This window comes from Lysobacter sp. P5_B9 (assembly GCF_054049835.1).
Map to the genome: position 1 here is coordinate 321982 of NZ_JBFULP010000004.1, position 20644 is coordinate 342625.

16 protein-coding genes and 2 pseudogenes are annotated in these 20644 nt (G+C 67.3%); 9 read left to right on the top strand and 9 right to left on the bottom strand.

Going from position 1 to position 20644, the window contains the following annotated elements:
• Positions 1 to 27 precede the first annotated feature (27 nt).
• Entirely contained in the window at positions 28 to 876 is an 849-nt protein-coding gene (gene speE, locus ACXJJ9_RS10870) for a polyamine aminopropyltransferase (RefSeq protein WP_457097190.1), read from the bottom strand.
• 291 nt (positions 877 to 1167) lie between these two features.
• Here speE and speA point away from each other — a divergent pair, with 291 nt between their 5' ends.
• Together speA and ACXJJ9_RS10880 are read left to right on the top strand one after the other, a co-directional pair.
• Positions 1168 to 3057: an arginine decarboxylase gene (speA, locus tag ACXJJ9_RS10875; protein WP_457097191.1), complete on the top strand. Its 1890-nt coding sequence runs from the start codon at positions 1168 to 1170 to the stop codon at positions 3055 to 3057.
• A gap of 14 nt (positions 3058 to 3071) precedes the next feature.
• Positions 3072 to 3386, top strand: coding sequence for a YciI family protein (locus ACXJJ9_RS10880; protein WP_457097192.1), 315 nt, complete (start codon positions 3072 to 3074; stop codon positions 3384 to 3386).
• Here ACXJJ9_RS10880 and ACXJJ9_RS10885 read toward each other — a convergent pair.
• The 4 genes from ACXJJ9_RS10885 to radC all read right to left on the bottom strand — a co-directional run bounded on the left by ACXJJ9_RS10885 (position 3347) and on the right by radC (position 7546).
• A complete protein-coding gene (locus ACXJJ9_RS10885; protein WP_457097193.1) occupies positions 3347 to 4099 on the bottom strand; it encodes an SDR family NAD(P)-dependent oxidoreductase in 753 nt (250 codons plus the stop codon). The genes ACXJJ9_RS10880 and ACXJJ9_RS10885 overlap by 40 nt on opposite strands.
• Positions 4100 to 4142: 43 nt before the next feature.
• Positions 4143 to 4958: an SPOR domain-containing protein gene (locus ACXJJ9_RS10890; protein WP_457097217.1), complete on the bottom strand. Its 816-nt coding sequence runs from the start codon at positions 4956 to 4958 to the stop codon at positions 4143 to 4145.
• A 76-nt stretch (positions 4959 to 5034) separates the two neighbouring features.
• Positions 5035 to 6723: an arginine--tRNA ligase gene (gene argS, locus ACXJJ9_RS10895; RefSeq protein ID WP_457097194.1), complete on the bottom strand. Its 1689-nt coding sequence runs from the start codon at positions 6721 to 6723 to the stop codon at positions 5035 to 5037.
• Between the two features lie 148 nt (positions 6724 to 6871).
• Entirely contained in the window at positions 6872 to 7546 is a 675-nt protein-coding gene (gene radC / locus ACXJJ9_RS10900; RefSeq protein WP_457097195.1) for a RadC family protein, read from the bottom strand.
• A 208-nt stretch (positions 7547 to 7754) separates the two neighbouring features.
• Between radC and coaBC the strand changes: the two are divergent.
• The 3 genes and pseudogenes from coaBC to ACXJJ9_RS10915 all read left to right on the top strand — a co-directional run bounded on the left by coaBC (position 7755) and on the right by ACXJJ9_RS10915 (position 11874).
• Positions 7755 to 8965 (top strand): annotated as a pseudogene (coaBC, locus tag ACXJJ9_RS10905) (bifunctional phosphopantothenoylcysteine decarboxylase/phosphopantothenate--cysteine ligase CoaBC).
• A 104-nt stretch (positions 8966 to 9069) separates the two neighbouring features.
• A complete protein-coding gene (gene dut, locus ACXJJ9_RS10910) occupies positions 9070 to 9528 on the top strand; it encodes a dUTP diphosphatase (protein WP_457097196.1) in 459 nt (152 codons plus the stop codon).
• A gap of 27 nt (positions 9529 to 9555) precedes the next feature.
• Positions 9556 to 11874, top strand: a complete 2319-nt coding sequence (locus ACXJJ9_RS10915) for a phosphomannomutase/phosphoglucomutase (protein ID WP_457097197.1) — start codon at positions 9556 to 9558, stop codon at positions 11872 to 11874.
• An 85-nt stretch (positions 11875 to 11959) separates the two neighbouring features.
• Here ACXJJ9_RS10915 and ACXJJ9_RS10920 read toward each other — a convergent pair whose 3' ends face one another.
• Together ACXJJ9_RS10920 and pyrE are read right to left on the bottom strand one after the other, a co-directional pair.
• A complete protein-coding gene (locus ACXJJ9_RS10920) occupies positions 11960 to 12625 on the bottom strand; it encodes a hypothetical protein (protein ID WP_457097198.1) in 666 nt (221 codons plus the stop codon).
• A gap of 76 nt (positions 12626 to 12701) precedes the next feature.
• Positions 12702 to 13367, bottom strand: a complete 666-nt coding sequence (gene pyrE, locus ACXJJ9_RS10925) for an orotate phosphoribosyltransferase (RefSeq protein ID WP_457097199.1) — start codon at positions 13365 to 13367, stop codon at positions 12702 to 12704.
• A 179-nt stretch (positions 13368 to 13546) separates the two neighbouring features.
• Here pyrE and ACXJJ9_RS10930 point away from each other — a divergent pair, with 179 nt between their 5' ends.
• The 3 genes and pseudogenes from ACXJJ9_RS10930 to ACXJJ9_RS10940 form a co-directional block, all read left to right on the top strand.
• On the top strand, positions 13547 to 14353 hold the full coding sequence (locus ACXJJ9_RS10930; protein ID WP_457097200.1) for an exodeoxyribonuclease III: 807 nt from the start codon (positions 13547 to 13549) through the stop codon (positions 14351 to 14353).
• Positions 14350 to 15708, top strand: coding sequence for an AmpG family muropeptide MFS transporter (locus ACXJJ9_RS10935; RefSeq protein WP_457097201.1), 1359 nt, complete (start codon positions 14350 to 14352; stop codon positions 15706 to 15708). Before ACXJJ9_RS10930 ends, ACXJJ9_RS10935 begins: the two co-directional genes overlap by 4 nt.
• Positions 15709 to 15778: 70 nt before the next feature.
• Positions 15779 to 15997, top strand: a pseudogene (locus tag ACXJJ9_RS10940) (hypothetical protein); the annotation flags it as partial.
• 139 nt (positions 15998 to 16136) lie between these two features.
• Here the strand turns inward: ACXJJ9_RS10940 and ACXJJ9_RS10945 are convergent.
• Both ACXJJ9_RS10945 and ACXJJ9_RS10950 read right to left on the bottom strand, forming a co-directional pair.
• Positions 16137 to 17291, bottom strand: a complete 1155-nt coding sequence (locus tag ACXJJ9_RS10945) for an anhydro-N-acetylmuramic acid kinase (RefSeq protein WP_457097202.1) — start codon at positions 17289 to 17291, stop codon at positions 16137 to 16139.
• 79 nt (positions 17292 to 17370) lie between these two features.
• Complete coding sequence (locus tag ACXJJ9_RS10950) at positions 17371 to 18831, bottom strand: peptidoglycan DD-metalloendopeptidase family protein (protein ID WP_457097203.1); 1461 nt, start codon at positions 18829 to 18831, stop codon at positions 17371 to 17373.
• 233 nt (positions 18832 to 19064) lie between these two features.
• Between ACXJJ9_RS10950 and tyrS the strand changes: the two genes are divergently transcribed.
• Entirely contained in the window at positions 19065 to 20285 is a 1221-nt protein-coding gene (tyrS, locus tag ACXJJ9_RS10955) for a tyrosine--tRNA ligase (protein WP_457097204.1), read from the top strand.
• The last annotated feature ends 359 nt before the right edge of the window (positions 20286 to 20644 follow it).

A 20644-nucleotide genomic window follows, 5' to 3' on the forward strand; every position in this document is an offset into this window, starting at 1 on the left:
CGCTGCCGTGCGTCGCGATGCTACGGCTTAGTCGCCCAGCGCGGCGGCGACGAAGGGCGGCGCGACCAGGGCGCCGTGGTGGATGCCGGCGCTGTAGTACTTCGTCTCGAAGCCCTTGGCGGCGGCATCGGCCTCGCGGAACTCGAAACCGCCGGACTTCCTCGCCAGCGTCGCGCTCCACCAGCCGGTGGGATAGCACGGCTGCGGGAACGGCAGGGTCTTGAACGTGGTGAAGCCGGCCTTGCCCATCTCGCCGCGCATCTCCTGGATCAGGTCGAGCAGCACCAGCGGCGATTCGGACTGCTGCACGAGGATGCCGTCGTCCCTGAGCGCGCGGAAGCAGGATTCGTAGAAGGCCTTGTTGAACAGGCCCTCGGCCGGACCGACCGGATCGGTGGAGTCGACGATGACGATGTCGACGCTGCCGGGGGCGCAGTTGGCCATGTAGGCGATGCCGTCGTCGAACAGCAGTTCGGCGCGCGGATCGTGGTTGGAATCGCACAGTTCGGGAAACCACTTCTCGGCCATGCGCGTGACCTGCTCGTCGATGTCGCATTGCACGGCCTTCTCGACGCCCTTGTGCTTGAGCACCTCGCGCAGCGTGCCGCAGTCGCCGCCACCGATGATGACGACGTGCTTCGGGCTGGCGTGGGTGAACAGCGCCGGGTGCGACATCATCTCGTGGTAGAGGAAGTTGTCGCGCGTGGTGAGCATCATCGCGCCGTCGATGAGCATCAGGTTGCCCCAGTCGGTGCTCTCGTAGATCTCGATGAACTGGAACGGCGACTGCACCTCGTCCAGCTTCCTGGTGATCCGGTAACCGATGGCCGAGCCGGCGCGCTCGAAGTTCTCGTAGTGCCAGGTGGTGTCGGTCATCGTCGGCTCCAGATCAGGGCAAATCAGTGGGGGGCGCGGATTGTAACGGACGTCGACCAAGGGTCTGGTTACGGCCCAAGCCGCGCCAGCCTGGACGAACCGCGTTGCGGCTTGGCATTCCCAGCCGCGGGCGCGGCGCCGGCGAAGTCGGGGCTTTGGGCGAGTCGCGGGCCGGCGGCGGCACAGCGAAGCGGCGTCTGAGGGCTGATGGCGGCGCGCGTTAGAATGCGCGCCTGTTCGCCCCCGATCCACACCTGTTCGCCCCCATTTTTCGCCGAAGGAAGTACGCCGATGACCGCCTGGTCGCTCGACCACGCCCGCAAGACCTATTCGATTCCGCACTGGTCGGAGGGTTACTTCGATGTCGACGCGCAGGGCCGCATCACCGTGGCGCCACGCGGACCACAGGGGCCGTCGATCCCGCTGCCGGACGTGATCGACAAGGCCAAGGCGCAGGGCGCCAAGCTGCCGCTGTTGGTGCGTTTCCCCGACATCCTCGGCGACCGCCTGCGCAAGCTGCAGGCTGCGTTCTCGCAGGCGATGGGCGACTGGGACTACGCCGGCGGCTACACCGCGGTGTATCCGATCAAGGTCAACCAGCACGCGGGCGTGGCCGGCACGCTGGCTTCGCACCATGGCGAGGGCTTTGGCCTGGAGGCTGGCAGCAAGCCCGAGCTGATGGCTGTGCTGGCACTGTCGCGGCCGGGCGGCCTGATCGTATGCAACGGCTACAAGGACCGCGAATACATCCGCCTCGCCCTGATCGGCCGCAAGCTCGGGCTCGAGACCTTCATCGTGGTCGAGAAGCCCTCCGAGCTGCCGCTGATCATCGAGGAAGCGCGCGCGCTCGGGGTCAAGCCGGGCCTGGGCGTGCGCATGCGCCTGGCCTCGCTCGGCGCCGGCAAATGGCAGAACAGCGGCGGCGACAAGGCCAAGTTCGGGCTCTCGCCGCGCCAGGTGCTCGACCTGTGGAAGCAGCTCCGCGACGCGGGCCTCGAGGATTGCCTGGGCCTGCTGCATTTCCACATGGGTTCGCAGATCTCCAACGTGCGCGACATCGCCAACGGCATGCGCGAGGCGACGCGCTACTTCGTCGAACTGTCCGTGCTCGGCGCCAAGGTGCGCTACATGGACGTCGGCGGCGGCCTCGGCATCGATTACGAAGGCACGCGCTCGCGCAGCTACTGCTCGATCAACTACGGCGTGAACCAGTACGCCTCGAGCATCGTCCAGCCGCTGGCGGAAGCCTGCGAGGAATACGCGCTGCCGCCGCCGCGCATCATCACCGAGTGTGGCCGCGCGATGACCGCGCACCACGCGGTGCTGGTGGCGAATGTCAGCGAGGTCGAGCAGGCGCCGGAAGGCCGCGTGCCCGACCAGCACGACGACGAACCGGCGGTGATCCGCCACCTGCGCGAGATCCACGGCGAGATCGACCAGCGCCCGGCGATCGAGCTGTTCCACGAAGCGCAGCACCACCACAGCGAAGGCCAGTCGCTGTATGCGCTGGGCCAGATCGACCTCACCCATCGCGCCCGCATCGACGACCTGTTCTACGCGATCGCGCATGCCGTGCGCGCGCGCCTGACCTACGACGAGAAGAGCCACCGCGACCTGCTCGACGAACTCAACGACCGCCTGGTCGACAAGTACTTCGTCAACTTCAGCGTGTTCGAATCGATGCCGGACGTTTGGGCGATCGACCAGGTGTTCCCGATCGCGCCGATCGAACGCCTGGACGAAGCGCCGACGCGCCGCGGCGTGATCGCCGACATGACCTGCGACTCCGACGGGATGATCGACACCTACGTCGAGACCGAGGGCCTCGACAGCTCGCTGCCGCTGCACGAAATGAAGCACGGCGAGTCGTACCGCCTGGGCTTCTTCCTGGTGGGCGCGTACCAGGAGATCCTCGGCGACATCCACAACCTTTTCGGCGACACCGACGCGATCGAGGTGCACATCGACGGCAACGGCTATGCGATGAGCCAGCAGCGCCGCGGCGATACCGCCGATGTGATGCTCGATTACGTCGGTTACAAGCTGGCCGACCTGCGCGCGGCGTATCGCGGCAAGGTCGCCGAAGCGCACCTGGCGGCAGACGAGGCCGAGCGCATGAATGCCGCGCTGGAGGCGGGGTTGACCGCGTACACCTACCTCAGCGACGAACCGCTCGCGTGACGGAAAGCGTGGCCATGAAACGCTATCTGGTGCTCACGCTGCGCACGGCGCAGTTCGACCCCTCCGTGCTGGTGCCGCACTGCCTGCACCTGGATCAGTTGCGCGCGCGCGGACAGTTGGAACTGTCGGGGCCATTCGCAGACCGCAGCGGCGGCGCGTACCTCGTCCGTGCCGCCAGCCTCGACGAGGCGCAGGCGATCGCCTTCAGCGATCCGGTGCATTTGACCGGATCGTCGCGGGTGATGGTGTACGAATGGAACGTGGCGCAGGACCTGGATCCTGCGCGCGATCAGGCGTCGCGGGCGACCTGGAAGCCGGCGAACGACTGACTCACCGGCATCATCTCCAGCCGGTTGATGTTGAGGTGCGGCGGCAGCGTCGCGATCCAGAAGATCGTGTCGGCGATGTCCTGTGCCGTCATCGGCCGTGCCCCCTTGTACAGCGCGTCCGAGGCGGACTGGTCGCCATGCGTGCGCACCAGGGTGAATTCGGTTTCCGCCATGCCCGGCTCCAGCGCGGTCACGCGCACGCCGGTGCCGTGCAGGTCGGAGCGCAGGCCGAGCGAGAACTGGCTGACGAAGGCCTTGGTGCCGCCATACACGTTGCCGCCGGTGTAGGGGTACGTCGCCGCCGTCGAGCTGATGTTGACGATCGCGCCGCGGCGTTCGATCAGCGTCGGCAGCACGCGCCGGGTCAGGGTCACCAGCCCGGTGATGTTGGTATCGATCATGCGCTGCCAGTCGTCGAGGCGCGCGCCCTGCGCCGGCGAGGTGCCTTGGGCGAGGCCGGCGTTGTTGACCAGCAGGTCGATGCCGCGAAAATCCTCGGGCAGCGCGTCCAGCGCGGCATTCATCGCATTCGCATCGCAGATGTCGAATGCCGCGCCATGGACCTGGCCGGCGCCCAGTTCGTCGATCAGTGCCTGCAGGCGGTCGGCGCGGCGACCGGTGGCGATCACGCGCCAGCCTGCGGCGACAAAGCGGCGGGCGGCGGCGGCGCCGAAGCCCGACGTGGCGCCGGTGATCAATGCGGTCCGCGTCATTGCTGTTCCCCAGTCGTCGTGCGCGCCGATCCGGCGCGCGTGATTACTTCACCTTGATCGCCAGCGCCTGCAAACCACCAGCGGACAGCTTGCGCTTGGCCTCGGCGAGGTCGCCCGCGGTGCCATACGGCCCCATGCGTACGCGAAAAACCGTATTGCCCTTGATGTCGGCGGATTCGACGCGGGCGCCGAGGCCGAGCAGGGCGATCTTCGCCTTGAGTTCCTCGGCCTGGCCCGATGCCTGGAAGGCGCCGGCCTGCAGCAGATAGCGGGTGTTGTCATCGACGGAGACCACCGAAGCCCGCGCCGGCGTCGTTGCCGGCGTCGCGGCCGTGGCTTGGGCGCCCGTTGCCGGCGTGGCCGCGGCCACCTGCTTCGGCGGTTGCACCGGGGCCGACGGGGCCTCGCCATCGTCGACCGGCTGCGGCAGCGGGTTCTGGGCGGTAGTGTCCGGGGTGGCTTGTGCCTGTTTCTGGCGCTCGGCTTCGCGCCGGGCCTCGGCGCGTTCGGTGGCGGCGATTTCGGCGTCGCTCAGCGGCACTTCCTTGCCGGGGAGCAGGGTGTAGAAGTCGTAGTCCTCGCCGTCCTTCTTCGCGTCCTTGTCCTTCGCGGACTTCGGCGCCGGCAAATCGCCCTCGGGGGCCACTGCGTCTTCGTCCTCCGCAACCGCCACGGGCTGCGCGTCAGGATTGGGCCGCGGCCGGAAGAAGCCGTCGCCATCGGACTTCAGGTACTTCGGCGCGACGATGACCACGACCATCGTCAGCAGGACGCCGAGTACCAGCCAGGCCCAGCCGGGAATGGTGTTGCCGTTGCCGCCACTGCGTCGCGCCTGCGACTTGCCACGCTTTGCTGCCACTTCGTTCTGCCTTGGGGCGATGTCGCCCGCCTGATTACGCCATGAATCGTTCATTCCACCACGCCCGAAGGCGCGGTCACATCACTTCCGGTGCCCCCACGCCCAACAGTTCGAGGCCGTTGGCCAGCACCTGCCGCGTGGCCAGTGCGAGCACGAGGCGGGCATCGCGCAGGTTGGCGTTGTCGACCAGGAACTGGTGATCGTTGTAATACGTCTGGAACGTCTGCGCGAGTTCCAGCAGGTAGGCGGCGATCTGGTGCGGCTCCAGGTCGCGGCCGGCCACCTCGATCACGTCGGGATAGCGCAGCAGCGTCGTCACCAGTTCGCGCGCGCTGTCGTCGTCGAGGTCGAGTGGTTGGGCCAGGCCATTGGCCTGGTCGAACGACAGGCCGCGCTCCTTGAGCTGGCGGGTCAGGCCGTACATGCGCGCATGCGAGACCTGCACGTAGTACACCGGGTTGTCGAGCGACTGCGAGCGCGCGAGGTCGATATCGAAGGTGAGCTGCGAATCGGGCTTGCGGGCGATCAGGAACCAGCGCACGGCATCGCGCCCGGCCTCCTCGATCAGGTCGCGCAGGGTCAGGTAGCTGCCGGCGCGCTTGGACAGCTTCACTTCCTCGCCGCCGCGCATCACCGTGACCATCTGGTGCAGCACGTATTCCGGCCAGCCCTGCGGAATACCGCAATCGAGCGCCTGCAGGCCGGCGAGCACGCGCGCCAGCGAGCCGTGGTGGTCGGCGCCCAGCTCGGTGATCGCGCGCTCGTAGCCGCGCTGCCACTTCGACAGGTGGTAGGCAACGTCCGGCACGAAATAGGTGTAGGTGCCGTCGGACTTGCGCATCACGCGATCCTTGTCGTCACCGAAATCGGTTGTACGCAGCCACAGTGCGCCGCCTTCCTCGTAGGTGTGGCCGTGCTTGACCAGCTCGCGCACGGTCTCCTCGACTTTGTCGTCGCGGTACAGCGAACTCTCGAGGAAGTAGACATCGAAGCCGACACCGTAGGCGGCGAGATCGAGGTTCTGTTCGCGGCGCAGGTACGCCACGGCGAACTGGCGGATCGCGTCGAGGTCATTCGCATCCTTCGCGCCGACCACCGTATGGCCCTCGACCTCGACCATGTCCCCGCGCAGGTAGGCCTGCGCGACGTCGTTGATGTAGTCGCCGCGGTAGCCGTCTTCCGGCCAGCCCGCGTCGTCGGGACCCTTGCCCTGCGCGCGCGCCTGCACCGAGATGGCGAGGTTGTTGATCTGCGCGCCGGCGTCGTTGTAATAGAACTCGCGCATCACCGACCAGCCGTTGGCGTCGAGCACGCGCGCGATGCAGTCGCCGATCACCGCGGCGCGGCCATGGCCGACATGCAGCGGTCCGGTGGGATTGGCCGACACGTATTCGACGCCGGCGCGGTGGCCCTTGCCGGATTCGTTGCGGCCGTAGCGCGCGCCCTGGGCCAGCACGTCGCCGACCTGGGCGCGCCACGCCGCTTCGTGGACGAAGAAATTGATGAAGCCCGGTCCGGCGATCTCAACCTTGGCGATCGCGTCGTTGGCCGGCAGCGCATTGACCAGGGCCTGCGCGATCGCGCGCGGGTTCGACTTGGCCGGCTTGGCCAGCAGCATCGCGGCATTGCTGGAGAAGTCGCCCTGGGCGCGGGTCTTGGGGCGCTCGATCACGAAGTCGGGCGTGGCCAGGTCGGCGGGGATCGTGCCGGCGGCGCGCAGGGAGTCGATGGCGGCCGCGACAAGGCCGCGGAGAGTCGATTTCACGGGAATTTTCGGCTGGTGTAGCGGGCCGGGCATTGTACGGGCCCCCGATCCACTTCCACAGACCAGAAGCCGGGGCCGCGCCAGCGGCCGGCCACGCGGGCCGGCCGAGGTCCTGCGCTTCGGGCTCGCGAGCCGCCCGCCCCTGCGTTCAGATCCAGCCGCGCGCGGCCAGCGACACCGGCTCGCCGTCGCCGATGACGAAGTGGTCCAGCAGGCGCAGGTCGATCAGCGCCAGGGCCTGCTTCAGGCGCACCGTCACCGCCCGGTCGGCGGCGGACGGTTCCGGATTCCCGCTCGGGTGGTTGTGGGCCACGATCACGGCAGCGGCGTTGTGGCCCAGCGCGCGGCGCACGACTTCGCGCGGGTGCACCTCGGCACCGTCCAGCGAGCCCTGGAACAATTCCTCGAAGGCGATGACGCGATGGCGGGTATCGAGGAACAACGCCGCGAATACTTCCTGCGGCAAGCCGCGCAGGCGCTGGGCGAAGTAGCGGCCGGCCGATTGCGGATCGCTAAGGGCGGCGCCACGTTCGAGTTCCGCCTGCAGCAGGCGCTGGCCGAGCTCGAGCGCCGCCGTCAGCGCGCAGGCGCGGGCCGGGCCGAGCCCGCGCAGGCGCTGCAGTTCCTTCGGCGGGCGCTGGAGCAGCGTGCGCAGTGGACCGTGTTCGGCCAGCAGCTCGCGCGCGGTGGCGACCGCATCGCGGCCGCGCAGGCCGGAGCCGAGGAAGATCGCCAGCAGTTCCGCATCGGACAGGACGCCGGCGCCGCGGGCGAGCAGTTTCTCGCGGGGACGTTCGGCGGCGGGCCAGTCGCGGATATGCATGTGGCATCAGGGTTAGGAAGGAGAGGTTCCCGGACGCGGCCAGCAAGCGCCTGCCCGCAGGCCTGGACGAGCCGGGACGGCAGGTGGGTGCAATCTCGCCGCATCCGGGAGGAATGCAGCTTCGCCGCAACGCGCGGTCCCTTGGATCAGGCAGCTCCACGCGTTCGGGTAAGCTAACCACCCGTTTCGCGGTAGGAATTCCGAGCCGATGGCCGACGCCCGCGCCCGCCTGCAAGACCGGCGCATCCTGCTGTGCGTGTGCGGCGGCATCGCCGCGTACAAGGCTGCCGAACTGGTACGCCGGTTGCGCGACGCCGGTGCGCAGGTGCAGGTGGCGATGACGCAGGAAGCCACGCGCTTCGTCGGCACGCCGACATTCCAGGCGCTGTCGGGGATGCCGGTGCGGACTTCGCTGTGGGACGAGGCGGCCGAGGCCGCGATGGGGCACATCGAACTGGCGCGCTGGGCCGACCATGTCGTCGTCGCGCCCGCCACCGCGAATACCCTGGCAAAGCTCACCCATGGCTTCGCCGATGACCTCGTCACCACACTGTGCCTCGCCACGACCGCGCCGATCATGGTGGCGCCGGCGATGAACCACCGCATGTGGTTGCATCCGGCGACCCAAGCCAACGTCGCCACGCTGCGCGAACGCGGCGTGCAGGTGGTCGGGCCCGAAGACGGTCCCCTGGCCGAGGGCGAGTCCGGACCGGGTCGCCTCAGCGAGCCGGAGGCGATCGTCGCCGCGCTCGCCGAGGCGAGGCGATGAGCCTGCGCGGACGCCGCGTCATCGTCAGTGCGGGCCCGACCTTCGAAGACCTCGATCCGGTCCGCTTCATCGGCAACCGCAGCAGCGGCAAGATGGGTTTCGCCGTCGCCGACGCCGCGGCGCGCCAGGGCGCGGAGGTGGTGCTGGTGGCCGGTCCGGTCGCGCTGCCCACGCCCGCCAACGTCACCCGCATCGACGTGCGCAGCGCCGCGCAGATGCATGCGGCCGTCCTGGCCGCGTTGCCCGCGGATGTCTACATCGGCGCCGCCGCCGTCGCCGACTTCACCCCGCGCGCCATCGCCCCGGGCAAGATCAAGAAGCAGGCCGGCATGGACACACTGGTGCTGGAACTGGTGCGCACGCCCGACATCCTGGCCGAAGTCGCGGTGCATCCGCGGCGGCCGCGGCTGGTGGTCGGATTCGCGGCAGAAACCGACCACGTCGAGCAATACGCGCGCGGCAAGCTGGAGAAGAAACAGCTCGACCTGATCGCCGCCAACCGCGTCGGCGTCGCCGGCAGCGGCTTCGAAAGCGACGAGAACGCGCTGGTGGTGTACGGGCGCGACGGCTTCGAGCGCGCGCTGGGGCCAGCGCCGAAAATCCAGTTGGCAGACAACTTGCTTGAATTGATTTCCACCCGGCTGGGCTGAAGCGGCCCGCGATCGGCTTCATGGCATGCCATCGTTGATGCCGCGCCGGCGCCCGACGATGGCAACACCGCTTGCGACAGCAATTGACGGCAATAGGGAACCGCATGCACCACACGCTCGAACTGAAGATCCTTGACGCTCGCTTCGGCGGCGAATGGCCATTGCCGGCATACGCCACGCCGGCCAGTGCCGGGCTCGATCTGCGCGCCGCGCTGGACGATGCCCTCACCCTGCAGCCGGGCGATGCGGCCCTGGTGCCGTCGGGCCTCGCCATCCACGTCGGCGATCCGACCATGTGCGCGGTGATCCTGCCGCGGTCCGGCCTGGGCCACAAACATGGCATCGTGCTGGGCAACGGCACCGGTCTGATCGACGCGGACTACCAGGGGCCGTTGATGATCAGCGTGTGGAATCGCGGTCGCGAGGCTTTTACGATTCAACCCGGGGACCGCATCGCCCAGCTCGTCGTGCTGCCGATCGTGCGGGCGACGCTGCAGGTGGTGGACGAATTCGAAGCGAGTACGCGTGGAGCCGGTGGCTTCGGCCACACCGGCGTGCGCTGACCGCGCTGGCTACAACAGGAAATGATGATGACCGAGAAGAAGACCCTTGCTCCCGCGCAGGCGCAGTTGCTGCGCCAGCTGGGCGCCCTGGCGCTGGTGCTGTTGGCGGCGTGGTTCGGCTGGAGCGCATGGCAGCAGTTGCGCGACAGCAATCGCCGACAGTCGGTGGAGCAGGCGCGCGACGCCGCGGTGCAGGCCGTGCAGGGCGTGCTGGCGACCGAGCAGAAACAGTTCGCGAAGCAGCTGCAGAGTGCGCCGGTGCAGGCGGCATTGGCGGCGAACGACCTGCGCCTGGCCGGCGAGGCATTGACTCAGGGCTGGGGTTCGGCGACCGACGGCGAAGTCCTGTCGACCGACCTCGACCCCGCGTATGCGGGCCTGCCCAAGACCGGCTATGGCCGTCTCGCGGCGATGGAGCAGGCACTCGCCGACCAGAATCCGGTGGCCTGGATCGTCACCGACGGCCTGGGCAAGCAGAAGCTGGCGCTGGCCGCGCCGGTGATGCGTGGCAAGGAAACCATCGGCGTCGCGAGCGCGAGCCTGCGCCTGGACAAGCTGGGCACCAGCGTCGAGGGCGCGAACGTTCCCGAGGAAACCTATCTGGCCCTGCGCCAGGGCGCGTCCAATCTGGTCGAACGTGGTGACAAAGCGCTGGCAAACGGCGCGGAGGCGATGGCGGCCAAGGTGCCGGGCAGCGACCTGCGCATCGCCGCCGCGGTGCCGGATGTCGCGGGCGGTCCCTTCGGCCTGGGCTGGCTGGCCTGTGCGATCGCTACGGTGCTGCTGGCGCTGGGCGCCGTGGTGGCGTGGCTCTATCCACGCCTGACCCATGGCCGTGGCGCCGCCGCCGGCGACGCGGACGAAGCGGGCGCACAGACCCTAGGCCAGATGACGCCGGAACTGCTGACCCCGCAACCCGCTGTGGCAGCGAAGCCGGCGGCGCCGGACGCGGCGCCCAAGGCCAGCGTTGCCATCGACCGCGGCATCTTCCGCGCCTATGACGTGCGCGGCGTGGTCGGCAAGACGCTCGATGCCAGCATCGCCGACCTGCTGGGCCAGTCGATCGGCTCGCTGATGCAACAGCAGGGCCTGCTCGACATCGTCGTCGGACGTGACGGCCGCCTGTCCGGGCCGGAACTGACCGAAGGCCTGATCAATGGCCTGCGCAAGGCTGGCCGCAACGTCATCGACATCGGCATGGCGCCGACGCCGGTGGTGTATTTCGGCGCCTATCACCTGCGCGCAGGCTCCTGTGTCTCGGTGACCGGCAGCCACAACCCGTCGGACTACAACGGCTTCAAGATCGTGGTCGGTGGTGAGACGCTGTCCGGTGACGCGATCATCGACCTCTACGATCGCATCGCCGATGGTCGTTTGTTCAATGCGGACAACCCCGGCGAGGTCCGCTCCCTGGATATCGGCGACGAGTACGTCCAGCGCATCGCCAACGACGTGCAGATCGACCGCCCGCTCAAAGTGGTGGTCGACGCCGGCAACGGCGTGGCCGGCGACCTCGGTCCGCGCGTGCTGGCCGCGATCGGCGCCGAGGTCACCCCGCTGTATTGCGAGATCGACGGCACCTTCCCGAACCACCACCCGGATCCGAGCGAGCCGCACAACCTCGCGGACCTGATCCGCATGGTCGAGCGCCTCGACGCGGATCTCGGCATCGCCTTCGACGGCGATGGCGACCGCCTCGGCGTGGTCACGCGGGATGGCCAGAACATTTTCCCCGACCGCCTGCTGATGCTGTTCGCGCAGGACGTGCTCGAGCGCAACCCTGGCGCGATGATCATCTACGATGTCAAGTGCACCGGCCGCCTGCCGGGCCACATCCTGCGCCACGGCGGCAGCCCGCTGATGTGGAAGACCGGCCACTCCCTGATCAAGGCGAAGATGCGCGAGACCGGCGCGGAGTTGGCCGGCGAGATGAGCGGCCACTTCTTCTTCAAGGAACGCTGGTACGGCTTCGATGACGGCATCTACGCCGCCGCGCGCCTGCTCGAGATCCTGTCGGTACAACCCGACACGCCGTCGGCGACGCTGGCTGCATTGCCCGATGGCGTGTCCACGGCTGAGATCAAGGTCGATGCGCCCGACGGCGACCCGCACAGCTTCGTCGAGCGCTTCCGCAACGCCGCCAGGTTCGAGGGCGCACGCCTGTCGACCATCGACGGGCTGCGGGTGGATTTCCCCGATGGCTGGGGCCTGGTCCGCGCGTCGAACACCACGCCGATCCTGGTGATGCGTTTCGATGCCGACAGTGCGGAGGCGCTCCAGCGAATCCAGACGGCATTCCGCGAGCAACTGCTGGCGCTGAAGCCGGACCTGGTGTTGCCGTTCTGATTCCGGCGGGCGACCCCGGGTCGCTCGCTGCGGCACAAAAAAAGCCGGTCAATCGACCGGCTTTTTCATGGTTGCTGGCAGGAGGTCAGGCGCTGCCGTCACGCGGGCCGGCCGCGGCCTTCGGGCCCTTGAGCGCGCGATAAGTCTGCAGCGCGTGCTCCAACTCGGCGTCGATCTCGCCGCGGTCCTGGCGATGCGTCACCAGCATCGCCTGCTGGCGAATGAGTTCGTTGTGCTGGGTGGTGATGGTGCCCGCGAGGTTGGCCGGTACCCGCTTGCCCGCCAGTTCGGCTTCGCCGGCCTGGCGCAGCAGGCTGATCAGACTCTGGCGCAGGCCGCCGATGCTGAGCTGGGTAGCCTTGATGGTGTCGTCGAGCAGAGCGATGCGGCTGCTGAAGGCGCGGCGCAGGTCGGCTTCGGTCGCATAGGACTCGGCCATGGCGTGTTCGCGCATGCGCTGGGCCGCCAGCTGGAACTGTGTCTGTTGCTCGATCGTTGCCTGCGCGGCGGCGGCGGCGCGCTCTTCCGGGGTCAGCGCACGCCCGACCTGGCTGGTCGTCATGCCGCTCTTGGCGCTGAATTCGGTGCGCGCACTGTCGGTTGCGGAGGCCGGCAAGGCATCGCCACAGACTCTGCGTCCAGCTTCGTTCCAGCAATACAGCTTCTTCTTGACCGCTTCCTGTGCGCCTGCGGGAGCGGACAGCACTGCGGCCGTCAGAGCCAGCGCGATGGGGGCATACAGCTTGTTCATGGAGTCCTGTGAGGGTTCGCCCGATGCCGAACGTGCACGCAAGTATCACGCCAACTGTTGCGTCGAGGGCCGCTTCTCAGCTTGTGGTTTCGCTTCCGTAAGCGGCACGGTAGGCCAACAACCGCTCGCGTTGCGCGACCAGGTCGGCATTGCCTCCGGCGAATTCCAGCAGGTCGGCGAGGCTGGCGACGGACACCACCGGCAAGCCGTGTTCGTCCGCGACAGTTTGTGCCGCAGAGCGTCGCGAGACATCGGGGGCGACGGCCTCCTGCCGGTCCAGGGCGATGACGATGCCCGCGGCGATGCCGCCGGCGTCACGGATGATCGTCAGCGCCTCGCGGATCGCGGTACCGGCGGTGATCACGTCGTCGACGATCAGCACGCGCTTTCCTGCCATCGGCGCGCCGATCAGGGTGCCGCCTTCCCCATGTGCCTTGGCTTCCTTGCGGTTGAAGGCCAGTGGCAGGTCGCGGCCGCGGCGCGCGTATTCGCAGGCCACGGCGGTGGCGAGCGGGATGCCCTTGTAGGCGGGCCCGAACAGCAGGTCGAAGCCCAGGCCGTGCGCCTCGATCGCATCGGCATAGCAGCCGGCGAGCTCTGCCAGCAAGGCACCGGAGTTGAAGAGTCCGGCGTTGAAGAAATAGGGGCTGCGGCGGCCGGACTTAAGGGTGAAGTCACCAAAACGCAGCGCGTCCGCGCGCAGGGCGAGTTGGAGGAAGCGGGAGCGGTGATCGTGCGGCACGGGGTCTGGAGATGGGTTCGGGATCCGGATTGTCGCATTGCCGTCGCGGCCGGATCGTCCTGCTGGCGATTGGCCCCGGGACAGCTGTTCCTGTCGTCCGGCAGCAGGCGCCTCGCAAGCGCCGGAACAACCGCATCGGTTAGTCTCAGCGCGCCCTCGCGAATCCCACTCTACGCGCCATGAGAATCATCAGCTTCAACGCCAACGGCATCCGTTCCGCGGCAAACAAGGGTTTCTTCGACTGGTTCCGCACCCAGGATGCCGATGTGCTGTGCCTGCAGGAAACCAAGGCGCAGGAACACCAGCTCGGCGATCCGGACGCGCCCGTCGACAACGTCTTCCGTCCGCCCGGCTATCGCAGCTTTTTCAAGGATGCGAGCACCAAGAAGGGCTATAGCGGCGTCGCGATCTACGCCAGGCGCGAACCGGACGAGGTGCTCACCGCGCTGGGCTGGCCCGCGTTCGATGACGAGGGCCGCTACATCGAGGCGCGCTTCGGCAATCTCAGCGTCGTGTCCTTCTACATTCCATCGGGTTCATCGGGTGAACTGCGCCAGGAGTTCAAGTTCGAAGTCATGCGGTGGCTGGCGCCGATCCTGCAGCAGTGGCTCGCCTCCGGCCGCGACTATGTGTTGTGCGGCGACTGGAACATCGTCCGTAGCCGGCTCGACATCAAGAACTGGACCAGCAACCAGAAGAACTCCGGCTGCCTGCCGCAGGAGCGCGACTGGCTCAATGGGCTGTGCATGGACCCGGCGGCGGCCAACGGCAGTGGCTGGGTCGACACCTATCGCCAACTGCACGCCGAAGGCCAGGACTACACGTGGTGGAGCAATCGCGGTGCGGCGCGCGCCAACAACGTGGGATGGCGCATCGATTACCAGTTCGTCACGCCGTCGCTGCGGGACAAGCTGACGGCCTGCTCCATCCAGGCGTCGCCGCGCTTTTCCGACCATGCTCCATTTGCCGTGGATTACGCCCTATGACCCAAGCATTGCGCAATTGGTGGAAATCCTTCGATGTGTATGCCAATCCGCGCGTGCGCGCGATGTTGTTCCTCGGTTTCGCGTCCGGGCTGCCGCTCCCGCTGGTGTTGACGACGCTGTCGGCGCGACTGCGCATGGCCGGCATCGACCGAACCACGATCGGCTATTTCAGCCTGGTCGGCCTCGCTTACTCGTTGAAGTATTTCTGGTCGCCTATCGTCGATCGCCTGCCGCTCCCCGGCTTGCATCGACTCGGGCGTCGCCGCAGCTGGATGCTGCTGGCGCAGTGCGGCGTCATCGTCGGCTTGGTGCTGTTGGCGTTGGCGGATCCGGCGGTGGATGCCGAGCATGTCGCCCTGCTGGCGGTGTTCACCGCTTTCGCATCGGCGACACAGGACATCTCGGTTGACGCTTATCGCATCGAGGCGGCCGGCAAAGAGTCGCAGGGCGCAATGGCGGCGGCCTACCAGATGGGTTACCAGGTGGCGCTGATCTGTGCCGGCGCCGGCGCGCTGGTGGCGGCAGCTGGTTATGGCTGGACCATGTCCTACTTCCTGATGGCTGCCTGCGGGCTCGTCGGCGTGGCCACCACGCTGATCATCGCGGAGCCCGACGCGTCTATCGATCGCTCGACGCTAGCCCAGGAGGCGCGGGTGGTGGCATTCCTGGAGCGTTCCGCGCATTGGCCGGCGACGTTGCAGAATGCGGTCGCTTGGCTGATCGGTGCGGTGGTCTGTCCGTTCGTCGACTTCTTCTCGCGCAATGGTCTGCGCACCGGCGTGCCGATCCTGCTGCTGATCATCACTTATCGGCTCAACTACACCACGATGGGCGTGGCCGCCAACACCTTCTACCTGGACATGGGCTTCACCCTCGACCAGATCGCACTGGTATCCAAGGTCTACGGCGTACTTATGACCATGGCTGGTGCCTTGCTGGCTGGCGTGCTGATCCGACGGGTCGGCATTGCCAAAACGCTGATGGTCGGCTGGGTGCTGCTGACGGTGGCCAACCTGCTGTATGCGCATATTGCGACCATCCACCCGGGCCTGGGCTGGCTGGCCGCGGTAGTGAGCGCGGACAACGTCGCCAACGGCATCGCCGGCACCGCCTTCATCGCGTACATGTCGTCGTTGACCAATACCGCCTACACCGCGACGCAGTACGCGCTGTTTGGCACGCTGTGGAGCCTGCCGGCAAAGAGCATCGCCAGTCAGTGGGGCAAGATCGTCGACGCTTGGGGATATCCGCCGTTCTTTGTGTACACAGCGGTGATCGGCGTACCCGCGCTGGTTCTGGTGTTGTGGCTGATCCGTCACGACCGGCCGGCACCCGCACCGTCACCTGCGAGTTAGGTGCCGGAAGTGCGACCAGCATAGGAGGCGAGTTAGCATTGGGCGTAGAAGCATGCCAGCATCGTCCCCAATGACCGAGATCGTGCTCCGCGACATCGACCCCGTGCTGGCGGATCGTATCCGCCGCGTGGCCGACGCGCGCCGATGGGACCTGCCGCAGACACTGCTGTACCTGCTGGAGCAGGGGCTTTACGCGGTCGAAGCCGACATGAACGTGCGTTTCAGCGATACCGACAGCGATGCGCTGCGCGCTGCGATCGCGGCACTGGAAGGCGTCCCGAACGATCCCGGGTTTTCCCTGATCGGCCGGGTGGAGCGGGCGCCAGAACCGGAGTCCCCAAGCGTCGACTCGAACTTCGTCATGTCCGAATTCCTGGGGCGCAAGGATCCGGTCTGAGCCGGAGCGCGGTCGTTTCGACGGCCCTGTCCTAGGCTGACGCCGCCGGGTAGACCACGCCCAACACGCGCGGACCGCGGGCGCCGGTGACGCTGGGCAGGTTGCCCGGGCGTTGGGCCAGGGCCTGCCTTGCCAGCCAGGCGAAACCCATCGCTTCGACGAAGTCCGGGTCCACGCCGTACGCGGCGCTGGATTCCACGCACAGTTCCGGCAGGTTGGCGGCGAGACGTTGCAGCAGGCGGGCGTTGTGCACGCCACCACCGCACACCAGCACGCGCCGGGTCCCCGGTTGCTGCGCACGCAATGCCTCGGCAACGCTCACTGCCGTGAGTTCCAGCAGGGTCGCCTGCACCTCGGCCGGTGATTCGTCGCCGCATAGCCGCGCCTGCACCCAGTCGAGATGGAACACTTCGCGCCCGGTGCTCTTGGGCGGCGCCAACGCGAACCATGGTTCGTCCAGCAGCCGCTGCAGCAACGGGGCATTGCTCGCTCCCTGCGCGGCAAACGCGCCGTCGGCATCGAATGCCTGTCCGGTATGCCGCGCGCACCACGCGTCCATCAAGGCGTTCGCCGGGCCCGTGTCGAAGCCGCGCACCTCGCCCGTCCGCGGCAACAGCGTGAAATTGGCAATGCCGCCGAGATTCAACACGGCGCGGTCTTCGTCCGCCGAATGCAGCAGGGCGTTGTGCAGTGCCGGCAACAGTGGCGCGCCGTGGCCACCGGCAGCGACATCGCGACGGCGAAAATCGGCCACCGTGGCGATGCCCGTGCGTTCTGCAATCACGTGGCCGTCGCCCAGTTGCAGGGTGAAGGGATGGACGCCATCGAAGGCCGCGCCCGCCGGCCGATGTCGCACGGTCTGCCCGTGCGAGCCGATCGCGCGGATGTCAGCTGCCGCGACCCCGGCCTCGCGCGCAAGGCTCAGGGCCGCGCTCGCAAAATGCTCTCCGAGGCGGACGTCGAGCGTGCCGACCTCGTCGAGCGAATGGATCGCGGCGCCCTGGCCGAGTGCAATCAGGCGTGAGCGGAGGTCGTCCGGCCATGCATAGGTGCGGCCATGGACCAGTTCGCAGTGGGTGTCGGTGTCGTCGGAGCCCAGGCGCACCAGCGCGGCATCGATGCCATCGGCACTGGTGCCCGAGATCAGGCCGAGGAAGAGTTGCGGTTCGGGGAAGTGGGGCGGCATCGGCGCAGTATGCCGCGCCGGTGCAGTGCCGGCAGGGCATGCGTCAAGGAAGTACCGCCGTGTCGTTCGCCGCCGACGGTCAGCCGGAGCGGCCGTTCCGCTTCATGCCCACAGCCGCCACCGGTTGCTTCGGTGTGCTGTCGGCGTCGGCATAGATGATGTTCTCGACCTTGCGGATGCGGGCGAGTGCGACCGAGGTCTGCTGGCGGAACTGCGCCAGCGCCACGCCACTCAGCGGCTCCGGCGGCGGCATCGTGACCGACAGGGGATTGCGATGCACGCCGTTGATGCGGAATTCGTAGTGCAGGTGCGGACCGGTCGACATGCCCGTGGTGCCGACATAGCCAATCACCGTGCCCTGGGCGATGCGCTGGCCGGGCCTGATCTTGCCGATGCGCGACATGTGGCCGTACAGCGTCGTATAGCCGCGGCCATGGTCGAGCACCACGGCGTTCCCATAACCGCCGTGCCAGCCCGCCGAAACCACGCGCGCATCACCGGCGGCCATGATCGGGGTGCCCGTGCTGGCCGCGTAATCCACACCCTTGTGCATGCGCATGCGACCGAGCACCGGGTGCTTGCGTGCACCGAAGCCGGAAGTCAGGCGCGCATACGGGATCGGCATGCGGATGAAGCTCTTCTTCAGCGGGCGGCCGTCGCCGGTGAAGTACTCGGCCTTGCCGTTGCGCAGGAACCGGAAGCCGGTGTGCAGCTTGTCGCCCGTGGTGAAGGTCGCGGCCAGGACCGGGCCGGTGCTGATCAGCTCGCCTTCGCGCCAGGTCTGCTCGACCACCACGCTGAAGCGGTCGCTGGCAGCGACATCGTCGTTGAAGTCGATGTCGTACTTGAAGATGTCGTCAGTCAGGGTGTTGATGTTGCTGCCGGTCAAACCCAGCTTGCGCGCCGAACCGTACAGCGACCGGCCCACCTTGCCGCTGAGCACGACGGTGCGGGTTTCGCTGGGGCGATCGATCACGTTCTGGTGGATCTCGCCGCCGGCAAAGCTCATCTCCACGCGATGGCTGGCGTCACGGTCGAAGCGCAGCGCGCGCAGTTCGCTGCCCGTGCCACCCTCGCCGACCGGCAGGTCGAACGCGAGCTCGGTACCGGGCTTGAGTCTGGTCAGCGCTTCGCGCGCGCCAGGCTGCTGCATCACTTCGTGCAGGGTCGAGGGAGAGATTCCAAACTGCTTGAACAAGGAGGCCAGAGTCTGGCCGCGTTCCACACGCACCAATTGCCAGCTGTCACCGGCCTGTCCATGCAGGCGCGCGAGCGGCAGGGAAGGCAGCGGCAATGCCATGGACAGGCGCGCGGTCGGAGCCGGAGCATCCTGGACAGGGCTGAAGCCGGGAACGATGGCTGCCACCAGCATGCCCAGCGTTGCGACCAGGCTGGCCTGCGCCCACTGTCGACGCGACCAGCGGCCGTTGAAGCCATCGGACAAATGGCGAGCCAGTACCGGTCGATGCAATGCGGCTTCGCGCAGTGCCTTGAGTCGCTCGCGCCGTTGCGCGCCAAGTCCGGATTTACCCATTGCCATTCCCCTTAACGTCTCGAAATTCCGGTTCCCCTCCTTGGTCCCGAAACACTGTTCACGCGTGTGATGTGCGTGTAACGGGGGTACCATAGACACGTGAGCACTCCGCGTCAAACCATTGAAGAGCAAAGGTTTTTTGACGTACAGCCCGGTTTAACGCCGTGTTAACTTGGCGCTAACGAATTTCACGGACCCCGTCCCATTCAGGCGGGCGCCACTCATCGGAAAAATAAGACGTGCCCGCGACGACCCCACTGAACGACGCCCTGGCGCTGATCTCCCGCGGCGCGGACGAGATCCTGAAGCGCGATGAGCTCGAGGCCCGGCTCCAGCTCGGCCGCCCTTTGCGCATCAAGGCGGGCTTCGATCCCACGGCGCCGGACCTGCACCTGGGTCATACGGTGCTGCTCAACAAAATGCGGCAGTTCCAGGATCTCGGCCACCAGGTCATTTTTCTGATCGGCGACTTCACCGGAATGATCGGCGATCCCACCGGCAAGAACGTCACCCGCAAGCCGCTCACGCGCGAGGACGTGCTGGCCAACGCGCAGACCTACTCCGAACAGGTGTTCAAGGTGCTCGATCGCGAGCGCACCGAGGTGCGCTTCAACAGCGAATGGTTCGGGCAGATGGGCGCCGCCGACATGATCAAGCTGGCCGCCCAGCACACCGTCGCGCGCATGCTTGAGCGCGACGACTTCGCCAAGCGCTATGCCGCCCAGCAATCGATCGCGATCCACGAATTCCTGTATCCGCTGGTGCAGGGTTACGACTCGGTGGCGCTGAAGGCTGACGTCGAGCTCGGTGGCACCGACCAGAAGTTCAATCTGCTGATGGGGCGTGGCCTGCAGGAGCACTACGGACAGCCGCCGCAGATCGTCCTGACAATGCCGCTGCTGGAGGGTCTCGACGGCGTGCAGAAGATGTCGAAGTCGCTGGGCAACTACATCGGCATCAACGAACCGGCAATCGACATCGTCACCAAGACGATGAAGATCGGCGACGCATTGATGTGGCGCTGGATCGAGCTGCTCAGTTTCGAGATATCCCTGGCGGAAACGGCATCGCTCAAGCGTGATATCGACGGCGGCGCGCTGAATCCCCGCGACCTCAAGCTGCGCGTGGCGCGTGAGCTTGCCGCGCGTTTCCATGGCGCTGCCGCGGCGGAAACCGCGGTCGCCGGCTGGAATGCGGCCGTGCGCGGTGAAGGTGATACCGCCTCGCTGCCGCTAAGCGATGTGGCTGTCCCCGCGGAGGGGCTGCGCATTGCCGCGTTGTTGACCGCAGCGGGTTTGACACCAAGCAATTCGGAAGCAAACCGCAAGCTGAAGGAGCGCGCGATACGCATCGACGGCGAGGTTGTCGAGGACGCGCAGCGATTGTTCACGCCGGGATTCGAAGGTGTGCTCGCGGTGGGCAAGCGCACGTTTGCGCGCGTGCGCCTGGTAGCGGAGTAAGCGTTTTCGTCACAGGGAATGTGTTCAAGGACGCAGGCATGCGACGCGTGCGCTTCCTCAACTGCGGCCATGCGCCGGCGATGAGCGCGAACGCCGCTGTCAACTTAAATTTTTTTTGCAAAACCCTCTTCCCAATCGGAGTGTGGCTGTGCACAATGCGCGCCCCGCTGATCGGGACGTCCTGAGGGACAGAACGGAGGGCGGGGACGGCGGTAAAAAAGGGCGCGGTGAGGTGTTGACGGCCCTGAAATTCGCTGTATGATGTGCGGCTCCCTCGGGCACTTTGGTGCAGCGGGGAACGGACGAGGCGCTGAGGCCGAAGTCCAGGATCTTTGACAGTGTGCGCAGGTGACTTGTGC